At 36.8% G+C, this 18,147-nt stretch carries 16 protein-coding genes and 3 pseudogenes; 11 read left to right on the forward strand and 8 right to left on the reverse strand.

Annotation, left to right across the window (positions count from 1 at the left end):
• Positions 1 to 88: 88 nt before the first annotated feature.
• Positions 89 to 940 (reverse strand): GNAT family N-acetyltransferase, encoded by an 852-nt coding sequence (locus tag H4683_RS17835; protein WP_192600187.1) that lies wholly within the window; start codon positions 938 to 940, stop codon positions 89 to 91.
• Between the two features lie 562 nt (positions 941 to 1,502).
• On the opposite strand from H4683_RS17835, the gene H4683_RS17840 reads away from it, so the two are divergent.
• A complete protein-coding gene (locus H4683_RS17840; protein ID WP_192600188.1) occupies positions 1,503 to 2,351 on the forward strand; it encodes a DegV family protein in 849 nt (282 codons plus the stop codon).
• Between the two features lie 702 nt (positions 2,352 to 3,053).
• On the opposite strand, the gene H4683_RS17845 is transcribed toward H4683_RS17840, so the two are convergent.
• From H4683_RS17845 to H4683_RS17865, 5 genes and pseudogenes are all read right to left on the reverse strand, one after another.
• Positions 3,054 to 3,530, reverse strand: coding sequence for a DUF3888 domain-containing protein (locus H4683_RS17845; protein ID WP_192600189.1), 477 nt, complete (start codon positions 3,528 to 3,530; stop codon positions 3,054 to 3,056).
• A 166-nt stretch (positions 3,531 to 3,696) separates the two neighbouring features.
• Positions 3,697 to 4,922 (reverse strand): annotated as a pseudogene (locus H4683_RS17850) (IS4 family transposase).
• A 203-nt stretch (positions 4,923 to 5,125) separates the two neighbouring features.
• Positions 5,126 to 5,635, reverse strand: a complete 510-nt coding sequence (locus H4683_RS17855) for a hypothetical protein (protein WP_225942197.1) — start codon at positions 5,633 to 5,635, stop codon at positions 5,126 to 5,128.
• Positions 5,636 to 5,806: 171 nt separating this feature from the next.
• On the reverse strand, positions 5,807 to 6,265 hold the full coding sequence (locus H4683_RS17860) for a M43 family zinc metalloprotease (RefSeq protein WP_192600191.1): 459 nt from the start codon (positions 6,263 to 6,265) through the stop codon (positions 5,807 to 5,809).
• Positions 6,266 to 6,387: 122 nt separating this feature from the next.
• Positions 6,388 to 7,020: a hypothetical protein gene (locus tag H4683_RS17865; RefSeq protein WP_192600192.1), complete on the reverse strand. Its 633-nt coding sequence runs from the start codon at positions 7,018 to 7,020 to the stop codon at positions 6,388 to 6,390.
• A gap of 198 nt (positions 7,021 to 7,218) precedes the next feature.
• On the opposite strand from H4683_RS17865, the pseudogene H4683_RS17870 reads away from it, so the two are divergent.
• Both H4683_RS17870 and H4683_RS17875 read left to right on the forward strand, forming a co-directional pair.
• Positions 7,219 to 8,352 (forward strand): annotated as a pseudogene (locus H4683_RS17870) (IS4 family transposase).
• A gap of 584 nt (positions 8,353 to 8,936) precedes the next feature.
• Positions 8,937 to 9,501: pseudogene (locus H4683_RS17875) on the forward strand (recombinase family protein).
• A 511-nt stretch (positions 9,502 to 10,012) separates the two neighbouring features.
• Here the strand turns inward: H4683_RS17875 and H4683_RS17880 are convergent.
• Entirely contained in the window at positions 10,013 to 10,390 is a 378-nt protein-coding gene (locus H4683_RS17880) for a hypothetical protein (protein ID WP_192600193.1), read from the reverse strand.
• 105 nt (positions 10,391 to 10,495) lie between these two features.
• On the opposite strand from H4683_RS17880, the gene H4683_RS17885 reads away from it, so the two are divergent.
• Positions 10,496 to 10,774, forward strand: coding sequence for a hypothetical protein (locus H4683_RS17885; protein ID WP_192600194.1), 279 nt, complete (start codon positions 10,496 to 10,498; stop codon positions 10,772 to 10,774).
• Between the two features lie 50 nt (positions 10,775 to 10,824).
• Positions 10,825 to 11,133, forward strand: a complete 309-nt coding sequence (locus tag H4683_RS22490; RefSeq protein ID WP_192600195.1) for a matrixin family metalloprotease — start codon at positions 10,825 to 10,827, stop codon at positions 11,131 to 11,133.
• A gap of 89 nt (positions 11,134 to 11,222) precedes the next feature.
• On the opposite strand, the gene H4683_RS17895 is transcribed toward H4683_RS22490, so the two are convergent.
• Positions 11,223 to 12,455 (reverse strand): ISAzo13 family transposase, encoded by a 1,233-nt coding sequence (locus H4683_RS17895; protein WP_192600196.1) that lies wholly within the window; start codon positions 12,453 to 12,455, stop codon positions 11,223 to 11,225.
• Positions 12,456 to 12,809: 354 nt separating this feature from the next.
• Here H4683_RS17895 and H4683_RS17900 point away from each other — a divergent pair, with 354 nt between their 5' ends.
• The 6 genes from H4683_RS17900 (at position 12,810) to H4683_RS17925 (ending at position 17,923) form a co-directional block, all read left to right on the forward strand.
• Positions 12,810 to 13,085: a hypothetical protein gene (locus H4683_RS17900; protein WP_192600197.1), complete on the forward strand. Its 276-nt coding sequence runs from the start codon at positions 12,810 to 12,812 to the stop codon at positions 13,083 to 13,085.
• On the forward strand, positions 13,075 to 13,485 hold the full coding sequence (locus H4683_RS17905) for an ATP-binding protein (RefSeq protein WP_192600198.1): 411 nt from the start codon (positions 13,075 to 13,077) through the stop codon (positions 13,483 to 13,485). The genes H4683_RS17900 and H4683_RS17905 overlap by 11 nt, the downstream gene beginning before the upstream one ends.
• A gap of 98 nt (positions 13,486 to 13,583) precedes the next feature.
• Positions 13,584 to 14,384 (forward strand): ABC transporter ATP-binding protein, encoded by an 801-nt coding sequence (locus tag H4683_RS17910; protein WP_192600199.1) that lies wholly within the window; start codon positions 13,584 to 13,586, stop codon positions 14,382 to 14,384.
• On the forward strand, positions 14,377 to 16,011 hold the full coding sequence (locus H4683_RS17915; protein ID WP_192600200.1) for an ABC-2 transporter permease: 1,635 nt from the start codon (positions 14,377 to 14,379) through the stop codon (positions 16,009 to 16,011). Before H4683_RS17910 ends, H4683_RS17915 begins: the two co-directional genes overlap by 8 nt.
• A gap of 132 nt (positions 16,012 to 16,143) precedes the next feature.
• Positions 16,144 to 17,367 (forward strand): MFS transporter, encoded by a 1,224-nt coding sequence (locus tag H4683_RS17920; RefSeq protein ID WP_225942201.1) that lies wholly within the window; start codon positions 16,144 to 16,146, stop codon positions 17,365 to 17,367.
• An 82-nt stretch (positions 17,368 to 17,449) separates the two neighbouring features.
• Positions 17,450 to 17,923 carry an 8-oxo-dGTP diphosphatase gene (locus H4683_RS17925; protein WP_192600202.1) on the forward strand — a complete coding sequence of 158 codons (474 nt, stop codon included), beginning with the start codon at positions 17,450 to 17,452 and terminating at the stop codon, positions 17,921 to 17,923.
• Positions 17,924 to 18,147: the final 224 nt, after the last annotated feature.

The raw sequence follows: 18,147 nt of genomic DNA on the forward strand, positions 1-18,147 counted from the left end.
TAATAACGATAGAAAAAGATGGGAGAATCGAATCTCCCGTCTTTTTCTATACGGTCATTTAAAGTGTCAATCGTCGCGTTATCTAAAATTATAAAACAAGATACATTTCATATTGGGTCAATGCATTTTTTTCGAAATGAAGTTTCTTTAAAAACCCTTCTAACAAACTGTTATTAGGAAATCCAATGGAAAGATCTAAAAGCTGTAGTTTTTCACATGCTGTCTGAATCAGTAAAGAAGCAATACCTTTTTCTCTAAATTCTTTGTCTACAAATAAAAAACTTATTTTTCCACTTGCATTAACACAAAGACAACCTGCAAATTCAGTGTTGAAATACGCACTATAATACGTATTATTCACTGATTTTTCCATATAATCGCTATCATTTTGCCAATTCATATGGAAATACAGCCACTTTTTCGTTTCTTGCTGAAATTCATTAAACTGGATTTGTTTGATTTTTATATCTTCAACGCTTTTCATTTTTAATTGTGATGCGTCCTTCAAATCATAGTAGGATAAATCATATACTTTTTCATAGCCTAACTTTTTATAAAATTGAATGGCTCTATCGTTTCCTACAATAACTTCAAGAAATAGTTGTTGGCATCTAGTAAGTAATGCTTCTTCCTTATGGAGTTCAAAGAGCTTGTGACTAATACCCATTCCTCTAAATTCAGGATGTATTGCTAACGTTCCGCAGCGCATTGTTTTTATTCCTTCGTACTTTTTAACACCACCTAGAATGATTCCGATGGGTTCATGGTCATTCATCGCTATAAAAGAATGTTCTAGGCGATTACCTTCTAGACCAAGAAACCGCTTTATAAAATCCTCTTTTGAAATATCGAATTTGATCATATAATCTGCATAGCCAACTTGGAACGCTTCATACACCAAATCTATTTCTACTTCGGTACATTTTTTATATTGGATCATATGTAAGAATAAGTGGACTTAAAGATTGTTAGATCTTTATCAACTTATTCATTCACTTCCTTTCATTTATATTTCGCTATCCAAGGGATTTCACCATAGACCATATAAATGAACTATGATGAACATAAAGATATAAAATTTTTCGATTACTTTTTGTGAATAATTAAATTTTATCATAAACCTACAGTTGTCACAAGTCGGTTTTCCCAATTGTCTAAAAGTGCTGATTATTAGAACACTATCTTATAATGGATAGTGTTTTTTCATATTTAACAAGCTCATGCATCTACTGTGTTAGAGTAGTAATACTATTACATTAATACATAAGGTTCTTGTTAACTTTTTCAACAGGACTACTTGCACTCGCCACTTTTTTTAGCAGAATAACGACTTTGATACAAGTGTACACCTTTAATTATGTTCAAATTATGTCACAAAAATTAAAATTTCGCCCTTATTCGACAACTAATACTAGTGCTCCTTTCACCCTTAGTGTACATTAGCGATAATAGATAGCTTGTTTTAACGTTAAAATTTGCATCATCAAGGGAGAATTGTGTTAATGACTACGAAAACCGCATGGATTACTGATACGGCTGCACAGCTAGACGAGGCTTTTATACAAAAATACAATGTACATATTTTGCCGTTGAGTGTCGTATTTGCTGATGGTGTCTTTAAAGAAACAGTCGATATGACACATGATGAGTTTTATGACAAATTACGCGTTGCAAAAGTCCACCCCAAAACCTCCCAACCTGCTATTGGTGAAATGGTTGCCCTTTATGAAAAACTACAGGAGCAAGGCTATGATTGTGCAATTGCTGTACACGTTTCTAGTGGTTTATCTGGCACGTTTGATAGCTCGCAGACAGCCGCACAAATGGTAGATTTCAAGGTCTATCCTATTGATTCTAAAATCGGCTCCTATCCGATGATTAAAATGATTGAAATTGGCAATGAACTACTTGAACAGGGGCATAACGTTGAAGAAGTTGTTGCAGCCATCAAAAAAATAACGGAAAATTCCGAGCTATCCTTCATTCCCGCTAATTTGAATCAGCTCCATAAAAGCGGTCGTGTCTCTGGAACACAAGCATTTTTAAGTAATTTGCTAAACATCAAAGTCGTGATCACATTCGATGATGGAAAACCCGTGATGAAAGAAAAAGTTCGTGCTAATAAACGTGCAAAAAAACATGTGACAGCTTTACTTCGTAGCGACATGAAAAAAGGCACCGTTCCAGAAATTGCCGTTATCAACTGCAATAATCCAAAAGATTCTGAAATCTGGAAAGACGAACTATTGCAGGAATTCCCAAAGCTAAAAGTTCTAGTACTCCCCCTCAGTGCTTGCGTTGGCGTACATGCAGGTGAAGGCACGACTGGTTTGAGCTGGGTTAGATACTGACTATACAATGTGTCCAGTTACTGCCACCATGTACTGATTAACAAAGACTACACTAAACATTCACCAGGGAATGTAATAAGCACTAAGAATTCCTTCTAACCGCTTCGGCGGGAGGCTACCCCAGTGCGTAGCACGAAATACTTTTAAACAAAAAACAAGCTGATTTTCTTGTGTAAAATGGAAATCAACTTGTTTTTTGTTGTAATTGTATGTTCATGGCTCTTTGAAAGTCAATTTTCAAAAGCATCTCATTCGACTCTATTAAATCTTTCAATAATAACGGTCTCTTCGTTACATCCTATGCTTAAGAGTCTCCGTCAAAATTAATAATCCATATATATAAATGGATTATAATAGCGATATATATATATATTGAGGGTTTTGGATTGATAATCTATTTTTTTCAAAGTGTCCCGTCCTGATCAAATAGGTAAGCACATAATTAAAAAAGAGCAGACTCTATTCAATGTTGAACGGGCCATTTTTTATATCGCTCTGCTCCTGGCAGTTGCAGTCATCGGGTGTCGGCTAGAGTCTAAAATTACAAAACAAAATACATTTTATATTGGGTCAATGTATTTTTTTCGAAACAAGGGTAAGATGATTAGTACGAAATGCAATCGATTATAATCGATTATAAAGGGGTACCGTCAGGGAAATGCGGATTTACAACGCTAAGCATATTTCCAAGACGGTTCCCCCTTAAAAAGACAAGATAGTAACTGAAATAATAGATAAAACAGCAGAAAAAATAGGATACAGACTAAACTGAACCCATCTTTTCTTCGTAATAAAATACCTTATTTCAATTGACTTTAATCTTTTTCGTTTGAAATCAATAGCATGCCACTCTGTGGTTTTTTCATTACTAAAAGTGATTGTCACTAAATCATTAGGAGGACCGTGAGCATCTTCAAATGTTCTTACCTGCACGGTAACATTAAATAAGTAAGTGCCTATGGGCAGCTTTTCAATTTTAATAATTTTACCACACTCATTTTGTGTGATTTCGCCATATTGCTTCTCCAATTCCTGTTGAATTGAGGGATAAAGCATAACGAAAATCAAGTCATCACGCAACTGTATATCATTTTCATTTTCAGTTACGGTTTCGGATTGGACTGGAGAGAAAAGAGCTAAGAAGGTAATTAATATTAACAGGCTTTTTTCATAAGTCATATCACCTCGCTTATTTTTACCTTATTTTCTCCATACCGATGTTTATTATGCTAAGGCATTTGGCTTAAATTTTCTCTTCTTTTGAGTTAACCTTTTTTGTCATTTATTAATGATTGAAAACATTGGCATGTTAAAATATTCCCTTTCAATTAAAAAACGAGTTGCCTTAAGCAACTCGTTTTTTAATGTCAATCGGCAAATAAGCCCTGATATAATCAGGCAGACCTTCAATCCATTGTTGTAGTTGACTTTCAATTGTTTTTTCATTTTTGCGTTTGTCTGTTTTATCGCATCTTGAAGAAACTCGATCAATTGCTGTAGCGCAATTACCCAATCAAGTTCATTTACTTCATCACAAAATTCATAAAAGAGTCCGCCTAACGTGCGTTGGTCCGTATTACAACGATTTTGCCATGATAGTACTATATAGCGGGCAAAAACAATACAGTCGGTGCTCAGAATAGCCAGCCATTCACTTTTCTTATTTCTGTTTCGGATAAACACTATTTTTACAGGGGTTCCGTTGGCCATCACGCAATGGATTGAACGAAGGAGACCTTTTTTTGATTCAACAGGTTGTGCCGATTGATATAACTGCTTTAACGAAACAGGACTTCCATTTACCAAATAGCGCTGCTTCGTCTCTTTTACCATACCGATTACATCCAAGCCTTGTTCAACAACGGCTTTGACAAGTGGAGGCATTGTAAACCTGGAATCCATCAAGACGTATTCAGCATTAATACCATTGGAAAGTGCACGACGTACCATGTCTGGGATTTGTTCAGGTGCACTTTGGAGCGCATTTACCCGACGCTTATAACCAGAAGTACGTTTATCGATATCCGAAGAAATACCGTTTATCTGGGACTTCTTTGAACTCAGTAAAGAAAAATCAATCGGCATGAACGAGTGGCCGTCAGACCAACGCAGTGTAAACATACGAAACCCTTTATAGAAACGTATTTTCAAAGATGCGTGATCAAAACAGCTGGCCAGAAGCTCAACTTTTTTACTCCGATTCCGATCGAAGGATGAGTCATCAATTATGAATACTTTAACGTGTTTTGCATCTGTTAGATGCGAGACTTTTTGAATCGTTGAGGCACTAAATGTCAATAAAAACCTTCGCCAATTGAATGTTGATTGATTTAAGAACCGATACACGGCATCCTTGGCAGGATAGGGCTCGGCTTTCTTTGAATCCAAAAGAGAGAACCAGTTTTTATGTTGGAAAATCAAACAAAAAACCAACTGGAATAAGTATGAACATGTAAAACCGAAGGTTTTTGTAATGCCGGCTTTACGTAAGTGTTTAATAATCTCTAACTCTGAAAAAACAGAGTGAAGTTCTTTAGGTAGTTGATTATCAATACGGTTTTGGTCTATCATATAGTAGGCACCTCTTCTATGTGGTAGTGATTTCTCGATAATCTCACTATACCAAAAGATTGAGGTGTCTTTTTGGTTTTTTAGAACTGTCAAGGTATATACAGGGCTAGGCTTAAAGCCAAGCCAGTCAACTTACAAAGCTAATTTATTCGATGCGAAAGTTGAGTTAATAAGTATAGCTACTTTATTTCAAATCCAAAACATTATTGTACATCTAATGCCACTACATAAATAACTTTTCCATTATCCCAAGTAACTACTATGTCATAAATCGTTTTACCTTTTTCTTTTACATCCTTAAAATCATGATAAGTCGCAATTACATTATTATTTTTGTCATAAGCTCTAATTTCATATTCAATTGGTTCGTTTTCGAAATTAATTTTTATAGTCTCTTTTAGATTAACGCTAACAGCATTTTCAACGTCAACAATTTCTGTGGAGGGTAAAGATTCTGCTTCGACGCCAACCATTTGTTCTGTTTTCGTGTCTAAATAACTCCAACTATATCCTCCTAGTTTTGCATGAATTACATCTTCGCCAACTGTAAGTGTTAAAGTAGGTGGTTTCTCATTATGAGTTAAACTAACTTCTTGTATTTTTTCATTACTACTTGAACCATCATTTTGTTCCGGCTCACTTTCGTTTGAATTACTACAACCGATCAACCCAAATATCACAATAAATGACAAACTTAACAAAACGTTTTTCATCACGCATTTCACCCCTTCTATAATTTGACGGATTGCACACACTATTAGTTACAAATATAGTATAGGGAAATGGGAACCACATTAAATGTAAAATAATCATTTAGCTAACCATACCCTTTAAGCAATAAGCTAAGAAAAAAGCGTTAACCCAATGGATTAACGCTTAGTTTATTATTTTACTGCCTCTCTAGCCCCTGCAATATCATACGATGAAGGAGTATGAACAGTTCTATCTCCGACTCCATACATTACTTTATTTTTGTTAGTACTATTATATAGATCTGATAAACCAATAGTATGTCCAAGTTCATGTGTTGCAGTGCTATTATTTTGATCGGTAGTACGATTTCCCATCAGATAACGATTATAACTAATTTCCCACCTTGTTTTGTGTCCTGTTGTAGAATTTGCCCAGCTTGTAGTTTTAGCTACTGTAGAAGTATCTGGTCCTCCATGTGACTTTACAATATTTTGAGAAATAGGATTTTGAATTATTGATACTTCATTAGTGCCATTCCATCGTAAAAGTCCATTATAAGTATAACCTTTGTATTCATTACCTAAACCAATTTCAAAATTATAGGTATAGCTTGTTGTTCCTGCATGATTACTACAATTTACAATCCACAATCCACCCGGTACTTTCTGAACCTGCATTGCAAATAGTACCAATATGTGCGCTTGCGCTTGTATTAACTGAAAGGAAAATTAATAATACAACTAAAACTTTAAAAAAATTTTTCAGGAACATCTCAATTTCCTCCCTTATTTGTATTAATTTTCGATATAAATTTGTTTAGATCGATTGCTTGGATACTTTTTTCATTATCATTATCTAGTTCCGCCATCATACTAGTACTTTGATTATTCCCATCAATCTCTATGTCTTTAAATTCTTCAATTGGGGCAGCTAATTTAACAATTGTGTCATCGTTTATAATTTTAAACATTCCTGTTTCTTCGCCTATTATCCAATAGTCTGACTTACTTGCTACTGTTTCTTTTAAAAATAGGATGTATTTTTCTCCGCTTTCAAACATTTTATTGTCGTTAAATGTCCACTCACTATCGCCTTCTTGTTTAATAGTGACTTCTTGCTCGGAAATTGTTCCATTTAGCACTTGATTTACAACGACGCTAAATACTGTATAAGGTCCAGTTTCGTCATTCACTTCTTCAATTTTTTCTTTGATGGTTACTTCAGCTATTATATCAGCTTCCACTGTTGCATCCTCAAAATCAAACCCAATGAGTTCTGCTTGTATTCCATCTGGAACCTCTACAGATACCGCCGATTTAGGTGAAACCCCACTTCCAACATTTGAATTACAAGCGGTCAAAACCATCATACTCCCTATCAGGTACACTAATTTTCTCAATCTCATTCTAATTACCTCCTAATAAATTTAAATTCACCAGTATTTACACCATGTGCTTCTTCTTTCATTACTACAGTGCATGATAAGATATTAAACCACGCGTGTTGATTATCTAGTTTCTACCAATAAATAATTACAAAAAAGAGAGTCCCTCTTTTACAATGTAAGTTACCACACCAACATTGACGAAACGAGGAATCTCTCATGAACAAGAATACCACGTCCCACACACTGATTCAAAACTTTCTTTCAGAAACAGAACTTCAGGCTATTTTAACGGAATTTAACTATACCGATACAGCCCGAAAATGCACGGTTTCTACAGTCATTTCATATTTGATTAGTGCTGCGACAAATGAATGGAAAAGTCTACGTCACGCAGCTGATGTTGGCCCGAGCATCGGACTTGTTAATGTTGACCATTCGTCGCTGTCAAAACATATGAAAGCACTAGACTACGCTATTATGAAGCGTATTTTCGAGGTCATCGTTGGGAAGCTAAACCGTGCGACATGTCGCTCATTAATGATGCCGAAAAAGCTTCTTTCCATTGATTCAACAACGATTACTGTTGGGCAAACACGCTTACCTTGGGCCGTTTATCATGGCGAACGTTCAGGTATAAAACTGCATGTCAACTTCACTAATGACACGGCTATGCCTCTTCAAATTGTTGAAACAACTGGACTCAAACATGATGGTCCTATTGGTGTAAAACTTGAGGATAAACGCTTTATCCTTGTTTGTGATCGTGCGTATTTTTCGATTAATAAGGTCGATCGCTACGTGACGGAAAAAGACATGCAGCATTTTGTCATTCGTTTAAAAGACAATATCCATTTGAACCTCAAAAAACCACCAAAAGGCACGCGTACCAATGATTCCAACGTAACCGATGACTTCACATGCACACTTGGCACACCACAAAAACAGACAAAGAAACGGCATCGCGTTGTACAATTTACAGACCATCGGGGAAAAGATATCCGCGTTGTGACCAGTTTAATGGACGTAACGGCAGAAGAAATTGCCGAAATGTATAAATCGCGCTGAGCTATCGAGTCATTTTTTCGTTGGATTAAGCAAAACTTGAACGTTCCTGTGCGGTTCGGAACATCATCAAATGCCGTGTACAACCAGTTGTTTTCGGCTATGATTGCCTATGTCTTACTGAAATTTATTCATGCGCAAGATAGTAAGATAAAGCACATAAAATCCTTGTTATTTGCAGGTTTTACATGCCTGTTTCTTTGTGATGCCCTGCCAATTGAGTGGCGTATGAGTCTGAAAGACACACTAGAATTTCAATGGAGAGTAAATCAGTTGAATGCTTTATAATTTTGGTTAATCAACACGCGTGTTAATAAAAAAAAACTATCCACTTCTTTTTAATTTGAGCACCTCTTCCTGTTAAATATTTTCCCTCTACCTATCGTCCAACAAAAAATACAATCTCCTCAAAAGTTGGACCTATTTTGATTGATTGGGCCTAATATGTAAGATTAGACAAAGCAGGTTAAATCCCCTTCTTTTTTTAAAATAAAAGGAATATATTTTAAAATCTGTAAACAGGTCTACTATGTACTTATTTTTTGAGTTAAAATGATATTGATTCCACCTGAATCGTGGATAATAAGTAATATATCGGGGTCCTACCAACAAAAAGCGCAAAACATACGCTAAGCAAATTCCAACATAAAAAAGCCGATTTCCCTATACTAAGGAGTATCGGTTTTTATTATTTTCAAATTAAAATGTATCAAAACTCATAAGTAATGTACGCTTCTCCATTGGGTAAAATACTATCTTTTACAATAAAATACCCATCTTTCTTCTCCGTTTTTTGGAATTCCCTAGCGTAGGCATTAAGTGGTGTCCCATCTTAGTGTCATAAGTGGGCCGAAAAAAAGGGGCTAATTTATATGAAATACGGATACGCAAGAGTAAGTACAGCATCCCAGGATCTTGAGGCACAACTTCAAGCGTTAGAGAAAGAAGGCTGCGACAAAATCTATTCTGAGAAGTTCACGGGTACCAAGGCAGACCGTCCCCAATTCGTTGAATTACTTTCTATATTGGAGGAAGGTGACACGCTAATGGTCACTAAACTGGATAGGTTCGCCCGTACTGCGTTATCTGGTACAGAACTAATACAAAGACCTGCTGCAAAATGGCGTTAAGGTCCATGTGCTGAATATGGGCTTAGTGGAGGATACGCCAACAGGACGATTGATGCTGAACGTCATGAGTTCCTTTGCTGAGTTTGAACGGGATATGATAGTGGAACGTACACAGGAAGGCAAAGCCATTGCAAAACAGAACCCCGATTTCAAAGAGGGTCGTCCGAAACTGTACGGTAAAAAACAGATTGAACACGCTTTACATCTACTGAAGAGTAATTCCTATAAGCAAGTGGAGGAAATAACGGGCATTTCAAAAAGCACATTGATTCGTGCCAAAAGAGAAGCAACAAAAAGGGTACTTTAATTTAAGAAAGAGCTGCCATGAAAGGCAGCTCTTTCTTATTGAGTAATAGAGTTAAATACTTCCGTGAACTGGCGTTATGTTAACCTGGTGTGTATAGTGGATACAAGACCGTTCAGCAATCGAATCGATGTTTTTACAGTTTGATTTTATATAGCTGATCCTTTTCCTCCTTCAATTTACGGAGTAGGTTGATTCAATTATTTGGCAAAAGAAAACACCTTTAATTGTTAAATCATAGCTAACAATTAAAGGTGTTTTTCATAATAGATTAAGGGATTTTATTAACTTGATTTTTTTAACAACTCCGTATAGATACGTCGACGACTTGTATTACTCTGATTACTAAAATCAACATCGTTTACCGAGTCAACTAATTCTAACTTAATTTTTTCTGGCATATCATCGATAAAACTAAATGCATTCCCCAAAGCCCTCAGACTTCCATGAATGAATAGCATGTTGTTCTTTCTGCAGGGACTCGTTTACATTCGTGAACTCAGTTACTTCCTGTTTACTCGCTAGGTATATATCCAATTACATTATTGCTATCTTTATCTATTAATACGACCGGGAGTCCAGTAACGGTATTGGGTTCGTCTTCAAAACTTACTTTATATACTATTTTTCCAACATACTTTTTTGATAAAACCTCATCCAAAGAATCTACGGTATGGTTAGATACCACAGCAGTATTAGTTTTCACGCTGTTTTGGGTTCCCCAATTGTTTTTAATAATATATTTTCTCGCCGCTTCAATTTGTTCTGTATATTGAGGATTTTCACTTGATATTTCAGATGTAATTCCAGCATTATTACCTTTGGTTGCACACCCTGTTAAACTGATCAACAAGCACGACAAAATCATTAAAAAAAATAGACTTTTATTCATTATTATAACCTCCTTAGCATTTTAATTTTCCAATGGATTAGAAAATATTTACTATTGAGGAAATATACTATATAGTTCAAAATATATCAAACTTAGGAGGTTATTATGAAGAAGATTATTTCCATCTTACTAATTTTCAGTTTAATTTTTCTCGTTAGTTCAAATTCAGTGGATGCTTACAATTTTTGGACAAACAAAGCAAAATTAACGAAACCCATAGATGGTGGGCAATATTATGTAAGTCATTCAAAAGTTGGAACTACTGAATATTTAGCTCCCGTTAGTGGTGCTGTTCTTGATTGGAACAGAAAGGCATACACAAATAAAGTGGATGTTAATTTCACACGTACAACTTCACGAGCTAGTACAGCTGCTGATTTTTAATTGCTAGTTATGGAAATACAGGTTGGAATGGTATAGCACTGTTTTTTAAAGTGGGAGAAGGGCAAATTTCTACTGAAGATAGTGGTCCTACTCAAAACTACAATTATACTGAGCTTAAACTGAACCACAGTTATTTATATGACGATGAACCCATCGATATTCAAGCTACTGCCATGCATGAATTTGGACACGCACTAGGTTTAGCTCATTCAAGTACAAAAGATGCAATCATGTATAAAAATCGTGACAGAAATGTAAAAAATGTATCCGGTGATGATATTCAAGGTATAAGGCATATCAAAATAAATAACGGATCAAATTCGAACGCCTTCCAGAATAGAAACATAAAGTGTTTTTAAGTTGTAGTTAATCGACCATTATTATACTCAAATGGAGGTTATGTTGCCCATTATCGCTAAAGTAAACATAGCTTCCCCTTACCCAAAAATCAGCTTACAATACTATTATTTCCATATAAACCACCATTTCTTATAGTTTTCGGATCTATTGTCACAAACCATTTTTCTATTCCAGCTGCCCGCTCGATTAGCTGTTCATAGTAATTCATGATGCTTTTTTTTACCTTTACTCCCGTTTCATACACGTTTTCTGATAAACTAACAGTCGGATTTTTTCCTTTCCACACCATACTTTTCGCAAAACCTAAGACAGCCTCCAGCGTATCCAGAATGTCCCCATTCCAATGTTGCTCTAAGCGTCCCCAAGCTCTTTCCACCGGATTATATTTACTGTGGTAGGGAGGAAAATACGCTAAAATGACTTTAATGTGATACGTGGCCGAAAACTCGATGATTCGTTTCATGAATTGTGTTCTGCGACTGCTATTTTCGGGTCCGTTATCTGCATTGATAATGAGCGTATCCTTCGTGTGTAAGTAATGTTTACACCAGTAGGCCTCAATGCAATCCACCATAAAATCCGCTGTTGCCTTCGTTTCTGTAAATACAAGTTCAAGGTGGTCACTCGTTAAATCTAGTATTCCAAAGGGAGTTACGTAGTCGTTTCCAAAGTCATGATCATTCGCTTTTACTAGATTTCTACTTTTACCACCTCTTGAGAAATTGCCGATTTTCACCCGATCTTTCGTATCAATCGAGATTCTGACTACGTTATCTTTGTCTTTATTCTCATCATGTACTTTTTTTAGATGGTCAAAGATTGCATCTGTTTCTGCTATTTTTTTGAGCGGCTTCGCTTTTTGTACCTTTTGAAGACGATAGCCCAGTTTGTTGATTTTATTGTTCAGTGTTTGGGTGACGGGTAACTCTTCGTCCGTATAGCCTTTTTGACCAATGAGTTGCTTACGCACTTCTTTAACGGTCACCCTGGTAAAAAGTCGAGTCGTTCCAAAATCAGGGTCTGTCTGACTTTGAGTGTCAATAATATCTGTTATATCTTCTAGTAAATTCGGAAGTTTCACTTCCACACCTTTCCGTCCACGGGCATTAAAGGCATCCGCGATGGAGATACCTTTTAACTCAAATCTACCTTTTCGTATCGTATTCCGACTAACATTAAATTCTTTGGCAACTGTTGATTGACCCCCCTTTCCCAGGGATTTAGCTATTTTAGCAAGTGCTTTTCGTTTGTCGGAACCCTTCAATTTATGAATAGTTTCTATAAAAATAGCTTTGCATTTACCGAAATATGTAGGTATCATAGTATCTGTATCCTTTGTTATGTTTTTTTGTTTTTGTTGTTATTAACAATTAAAACATATTTCAAGGGATATTTTTTATTTATATATGTTGAACTTATAATTTATCTGTAATCTTCAGCGAAGGCGTCTACTGGGGTAGCCGAAGCGATAAGACTGATAATGGTTTTCTATCAGGCTTATCGCGGGAGGCATCCCCAAGCGCCGAGCGTTGTTAGTAAGATTCTTTAGTTGAACATATATAGTTGAAATTGGTTCGTTATTTTTTTGGTAATGCCTTATACGAATTTGGGACTACTATTATCTGAACAATGTGAGCATACAATTAAATGCGCACGTTATAAAGGTAACACGAAATTGGAGTTTCAGGATCGAAAGGAATTCCAAGGATCGCTTTTAAAGCAAGTAAACGACGTATATGACTATTTGCAGCTTCATAATGCGAGTTCAGTGACGTTCAATGGGCTACAAAGGGTTGAAAGGACGGAATATCCAAACTATGTACTACGCGAAGCACTCATTAATGCTGCGGTGCATCGGGATTATGGTTTTAGTGGAAGTATTTTGATTCATATTTTTGAAAACTGGATTGAGATTGTTTCTGTAGGTATTGGTACAGGGGTTGTCGGTTGAAGATATAGAGCTTGGCATTTCCCAAAGCCGAAATACTAAATTAGCCAACTATTTTTATCGGCTAAAATGGATTGAAAGCTACGGGACTGGATTGCAACGGATAATGGAAAGTTATGTGAACGCGAAGGTCATTCCTTCTTGGGAGATTGGTCCAAATGCATTTGTCATTACATTACCTAAGATAGAGCTGAAGCATCAAGAAACAACAAAATCGAATGATATGGATTTGGATCTATGGATGGCGCAACATGAATCCTTTACAAGAAAGGAGTTAGAAGAGTTTATCGGTAAAAGTAAATCATTTATTCGTGTCTTTATCAATTCGCAAATCGCTTTAAATCGCATTGAACAAATTGGACATGGACCGGCGACTAAGTACCGGGTGATAGCTAAAGAGTAGAACACTATCTTATAATGGATAGTGTTTTTTCATATTTAACAAGCTCATGCATCAATTGTGTTAGAATAGTAATAATATTACAGTAACGGGGTGTCGAAATGAAATCAACGGGTGAAAAGGTGTTATCTCTTCGGAATTTAACGATGAATTATGGATCGAAACAGGTGTTAAGGGGTATCGATTTGGAGGTATACCAAGGTCAAATCATCGGTTACATCGGGCCGAATGGGGCGGGGAAAAGTACGACGGTTAAGATTATGCTTGGGTTGATTGATGGTTATAAAGGTGAAGTTGAGGTTTTTGGTCAGAATATTGCTTCGGGCGATCCAACCTATAAGCGGCGAATCGGATATGTTCCTGAAAATGCGGAAGCCTATGATAATTTGACGGCGAGTGAGTATTTGACGTTCACTGGAGAACTTTACGGCATGGACCGGAATCATGCGGAGGAAAAAGCAGTCCGTTTGATGAAGGAATTCGATTTGGGTGATGTCATTCATACGAGATTATCCTCTTTTTCGAAGGGAATGAAGCAAAAAGTATTGATCATTTCCAGCTTGTTGCATGATCCAGACTTGTTGTTTTTGGATGAACCATTAAGTGGGTTGGACGCGAATAGTATGATGATTATCCGAGAAGTTTTATCGCAACTTGCGGCACAGGGTAAAACGATTTTTTATTCATCACATATCATGGATCTTGTTGAGAAAATCAGCACACGAATCGTACTGATTGTAAAAGGAAAAGTGGTTGCTGATGGAAGTTTTGAGGAGTTGCAGGCACTAAGTGAAGAGGGGACACTGGCAGAAATTTTCAACCAGTTGACAGGATTTACGGAACATAGAAGCATCGCAGAGAAATTCGTTTCGATTGTTCGGGAGGAAGATGGTGATGCGTAACTTTCGTACATTGAAGTTCCTTGCTCGATTCAGAGGCCTTTTTACGCGATTCGGAATCGATTTTGATGCAATGCAGACGATTTTACGAATTAAATTGACGATGGATGAAAGACGGGTTCCGACAATTTTTCAAAATGCCTCGAAGAAGAAAGACGGTAATCAATTTCTGAAATCGTTATGGATCTATGCGTTATATGGATTGGTCTTGATTCCGTTCATATTGCTTGGGGAAAATTATATATTTCAAATGAGTATTGTTTTTGGAATGCTCATGTTCATCTTGATGACGTCAATGATTTCGGATTTTTCTTCCGTGTTGCTTGATGTAAGGGATAAAAATATTTTACATACGAAACCGGTAAGTGGACGGACAATTAGCGCGGCGAAAGTGATTCATGTGATGATTTATATGACGTTCGTAACAGCGTCGTTTGCTGCGATTCCGTTTATTGCTAGTGTTTTTAGGCATGGCTTGGCTTTTGGATTGGTTTTTCTAATCGGCCTGTTGTTCACAATGCTTTTTATCGTCGTGTTGACGGCGTTACTCTACCTGGTTGTTTTACGGGTTTTCGATGGGGAACGATTGAAGGATATTATTAATTATGTACAAATACTTTTATCTGTGGGCGTTGTTGTGGGGTATCAAGTATTTATTAGGTCTTTTGAGTTTATTAATTTGGATATGGTGTACGTATTTGAATGGTGGCATGTCGTTCTACCACCCTTGTGGTATGGAGCATCATTTGAGGTTTTTCTTCATCATGATTATTCCAGCTACATGATTGTTTTTGTATTGCTTGCTGTTATTGTTCCACTCATTTCAATCTATTGTTATTCGCGATTGATGCCTTCTTTTGAACGCAATTTAGAGAAGTTATTGAGCGATACAAGGAAGAGGAAAAAGAAGTGGACTGGGTTAGATGAATTATGGGGAAAAGTCACGTGTCGAAATAAGGAAGAGAGACTATTCTGCCGTTTCGCTATGCTCATGATGAGGCAAGAAAGAGAGTTCAAATTGAAAGTGTATCCAGCGTTAGGAATTGGTCTTGTTTTCCCATTCATTTTCATTGTCAATGAGCTACGTGATCGAACGTTAGCTGATATATCAACGGGGAGGTTGTTTTTATTTATTTATTTTTGTAATTTAATAATCCCGACGAGTGTTCACATGCTGCAATTCTCAGGGGATTACAAGGGGAGTTGGCTGTTCAAGGCGGCTCCGATTCAACAAGTGTCTGCCGTTTATAGCGCTGCGTTAAAGGCGTTTTTGGTGAAGTTGTATGTCCCTTCTTTGGCACTACTTAGCATTGCGTTCATATGGATTTTTACGGGGAGAATACTTCCTGATTTAGTGGCGGTTCTGTTGGCTGGAATTATTCAAACAGTTGTTACGTATAAGTTCATCAATAATGAAAATTTTCCTTTTTCGAAGCCGTTTGAATTTGCGCAGGATGGCGTTGGGGCCAAAATGATACTACCCTTTTTGCTAACGGGTGTCTCTGTACTGGCGCATTTGGCAGCAAGAGCTGTGGATTATGGAATTTATATTTATATCGTTCTGCTCCTAGCAGTTGTAGTCATCGGTTGGCGCGTTGTTTTTCCTAAAAGGGTAAAGGCTATTTACTAATTTTCATCTCTTAATCAAAAACTAAAGTTCTAATTATTGCTCTACTCAAATTCAATTTGTTATACACTAGATAGAGATAGTGTGAGAGGGGGCGATGGGTTGAAGAAGTTTAGTAAAGCTGAAAATGGTTGGATGTTTTATGACTGGGCAAATTCTGCATACTCAATCATAATTACGACCGCGGTATTTCCGATTTTTTATAAATCGGTTGCGACAAGTGCAGGTGTTGATAACGCGGACTCAACGGCATATTTAGGGTATGCGGTGGCAGCGGCGACGTTTATATTGGCGATGATTGGGCCTATATTAGGGTCGATTGCGGATTATCAAGGGTTAAAAAAGAAATTCTTCTTGTTCTTTTTTGCGCTAGGTTCTGTATCGACTGCTGTGCTTGCATTTGTACCAGACGGAAATTGGGTTTTATTATTAATTATTTATTCGATTACTGCGGTTGGATTTCATGGGGCAAATATATTTTATGATGCTTTTCTTGTAGATGTGACCCCAGGGGAACGGATGGATAAGATTTCATCTCGAGGGTTCGGACTTGGGTATGTTGGAAGTGCAATCCCGTTTGTCATAAGTATAGCGCTAATTTTGTTGGCGGATAAAGGGGTAATCCCGTTTTCAACAGCTTTTGCAACTAGACTGGCATTTATCATTACAGCGGTTTGGTGGGTCATATTTACAATTCCGATGCTTAAAAATGTTATTCAGATCCATTCGATTCCACGAGATTCGAATATAATTGCTGGTAGTTTTAGACGAGTTGCAACTACATTTAAAGAGATTCGCAAGTATCGTCATGTATTTTTGTTTTTAATTGCTTATTTCTTTTATATTGATGGGGTTGGAACAATTATTTCAATGTCGACTGCGTACGGAACTGATTTAGGTATTAGCGCTACTTCTTTACTAATCATATTATTCGTCACCCAAGTAGTGGCAGCCCCGTTTGCGATTCTTTACGGGCGATTATCACAAAAGTACACGGGGAAAAAGATGTTATACGTTGGAATTGGTGTCTATATCATTGTTTGTATTTATGCATTTTTCATGAAAACAGAGACAGATTTCTGGATTTTGGCAATGCTTGTAGCTACGTCTCAAGGTGGGATTCAAGCACTTAGTCGTTCATATTTTGCGAAACTTGTTCCGAAAGAAAAGTCGAATGAGTTCTTTGGTTTTTATAATATTTTTGGAAAGTTTGCATCGGTTATGGGTCCATTATTGGTCGGTGTAACGGCACAGTTAACGGGGAGTTCATCATATGGTGTTTTCAGCCTTGTTGTACTGTTCATCATCGGAATAATTGTTCTTAAATTTGTGCCAGAACCTGAATTGAAAGTGGTTTGAGGAGATAAAAGCGGGGGCGCACTATGATGTGCCCTCGCTTTTATCTATAAGTATATGGATTGATTGCGAGGGGAAATAAATTATGTGCGATGTAATTAATTATAAAATATGGACGGTTTGTATGATTCAAGATGGCGATAAAGTGTTACTACTTGATAGACAATACGACAATTTCAAAGGCTATATTCCCCCAGGAGGAAAAGTGGATTTTCCGGAAAGTATTGTTGGAGGAGCGATCCGAGAGGTAAAAGAAGAGACGGGACTCGAAGTGGAAAACCTTGTTTATAAAGGCCTTTATGAGTATGTTAACCCTGTTACCAAGGATAGGTATATGATATTCAACTATCTTACTAAAAATTTCAAAGGTGAATTGTTAGATAATCCACCTGAAGGAAAACTAGTTTGGTTCACTATTGATGAGTGTCTTCATTTACCGATGCAACAATCGATTCGAAGAAGGTTTCCGTTATTTTTCGAAGATGGAACTTTTGAAATCCAAGTTACTTGGGATGATGAGAATAACGTAGAGGGCGAAGTAACAATCAAGAGAACGTAAATGAAAACCTCTGTTATCAGTTGTAAACATGTAGTATAAAAAGTGAAGATTAATGAAATAATGGAGGATTTGCAGCGGTTAAAGTGAGCATTAAAAAAAGAAGAGGAAGTTTCCTCTTCTTCACTAATCGTGTGCCCGGCATGGGTAATCGCTAGGTGGTGAAAGTCCACTACAGGCTTGGCAGTAGGAACTGTTAGCAGAAGGCAAGGGTGTCCTCCGCGAGG

This window comes from Sporosarcina limicola, assembly GCF_014873855.1.
GTDB classification, from domain to species: Bacteria; Bacillota; Bacilli; order Bacillales_A; family Planococcaceae; genus Sporosarcina; species Sporosarcina limicola.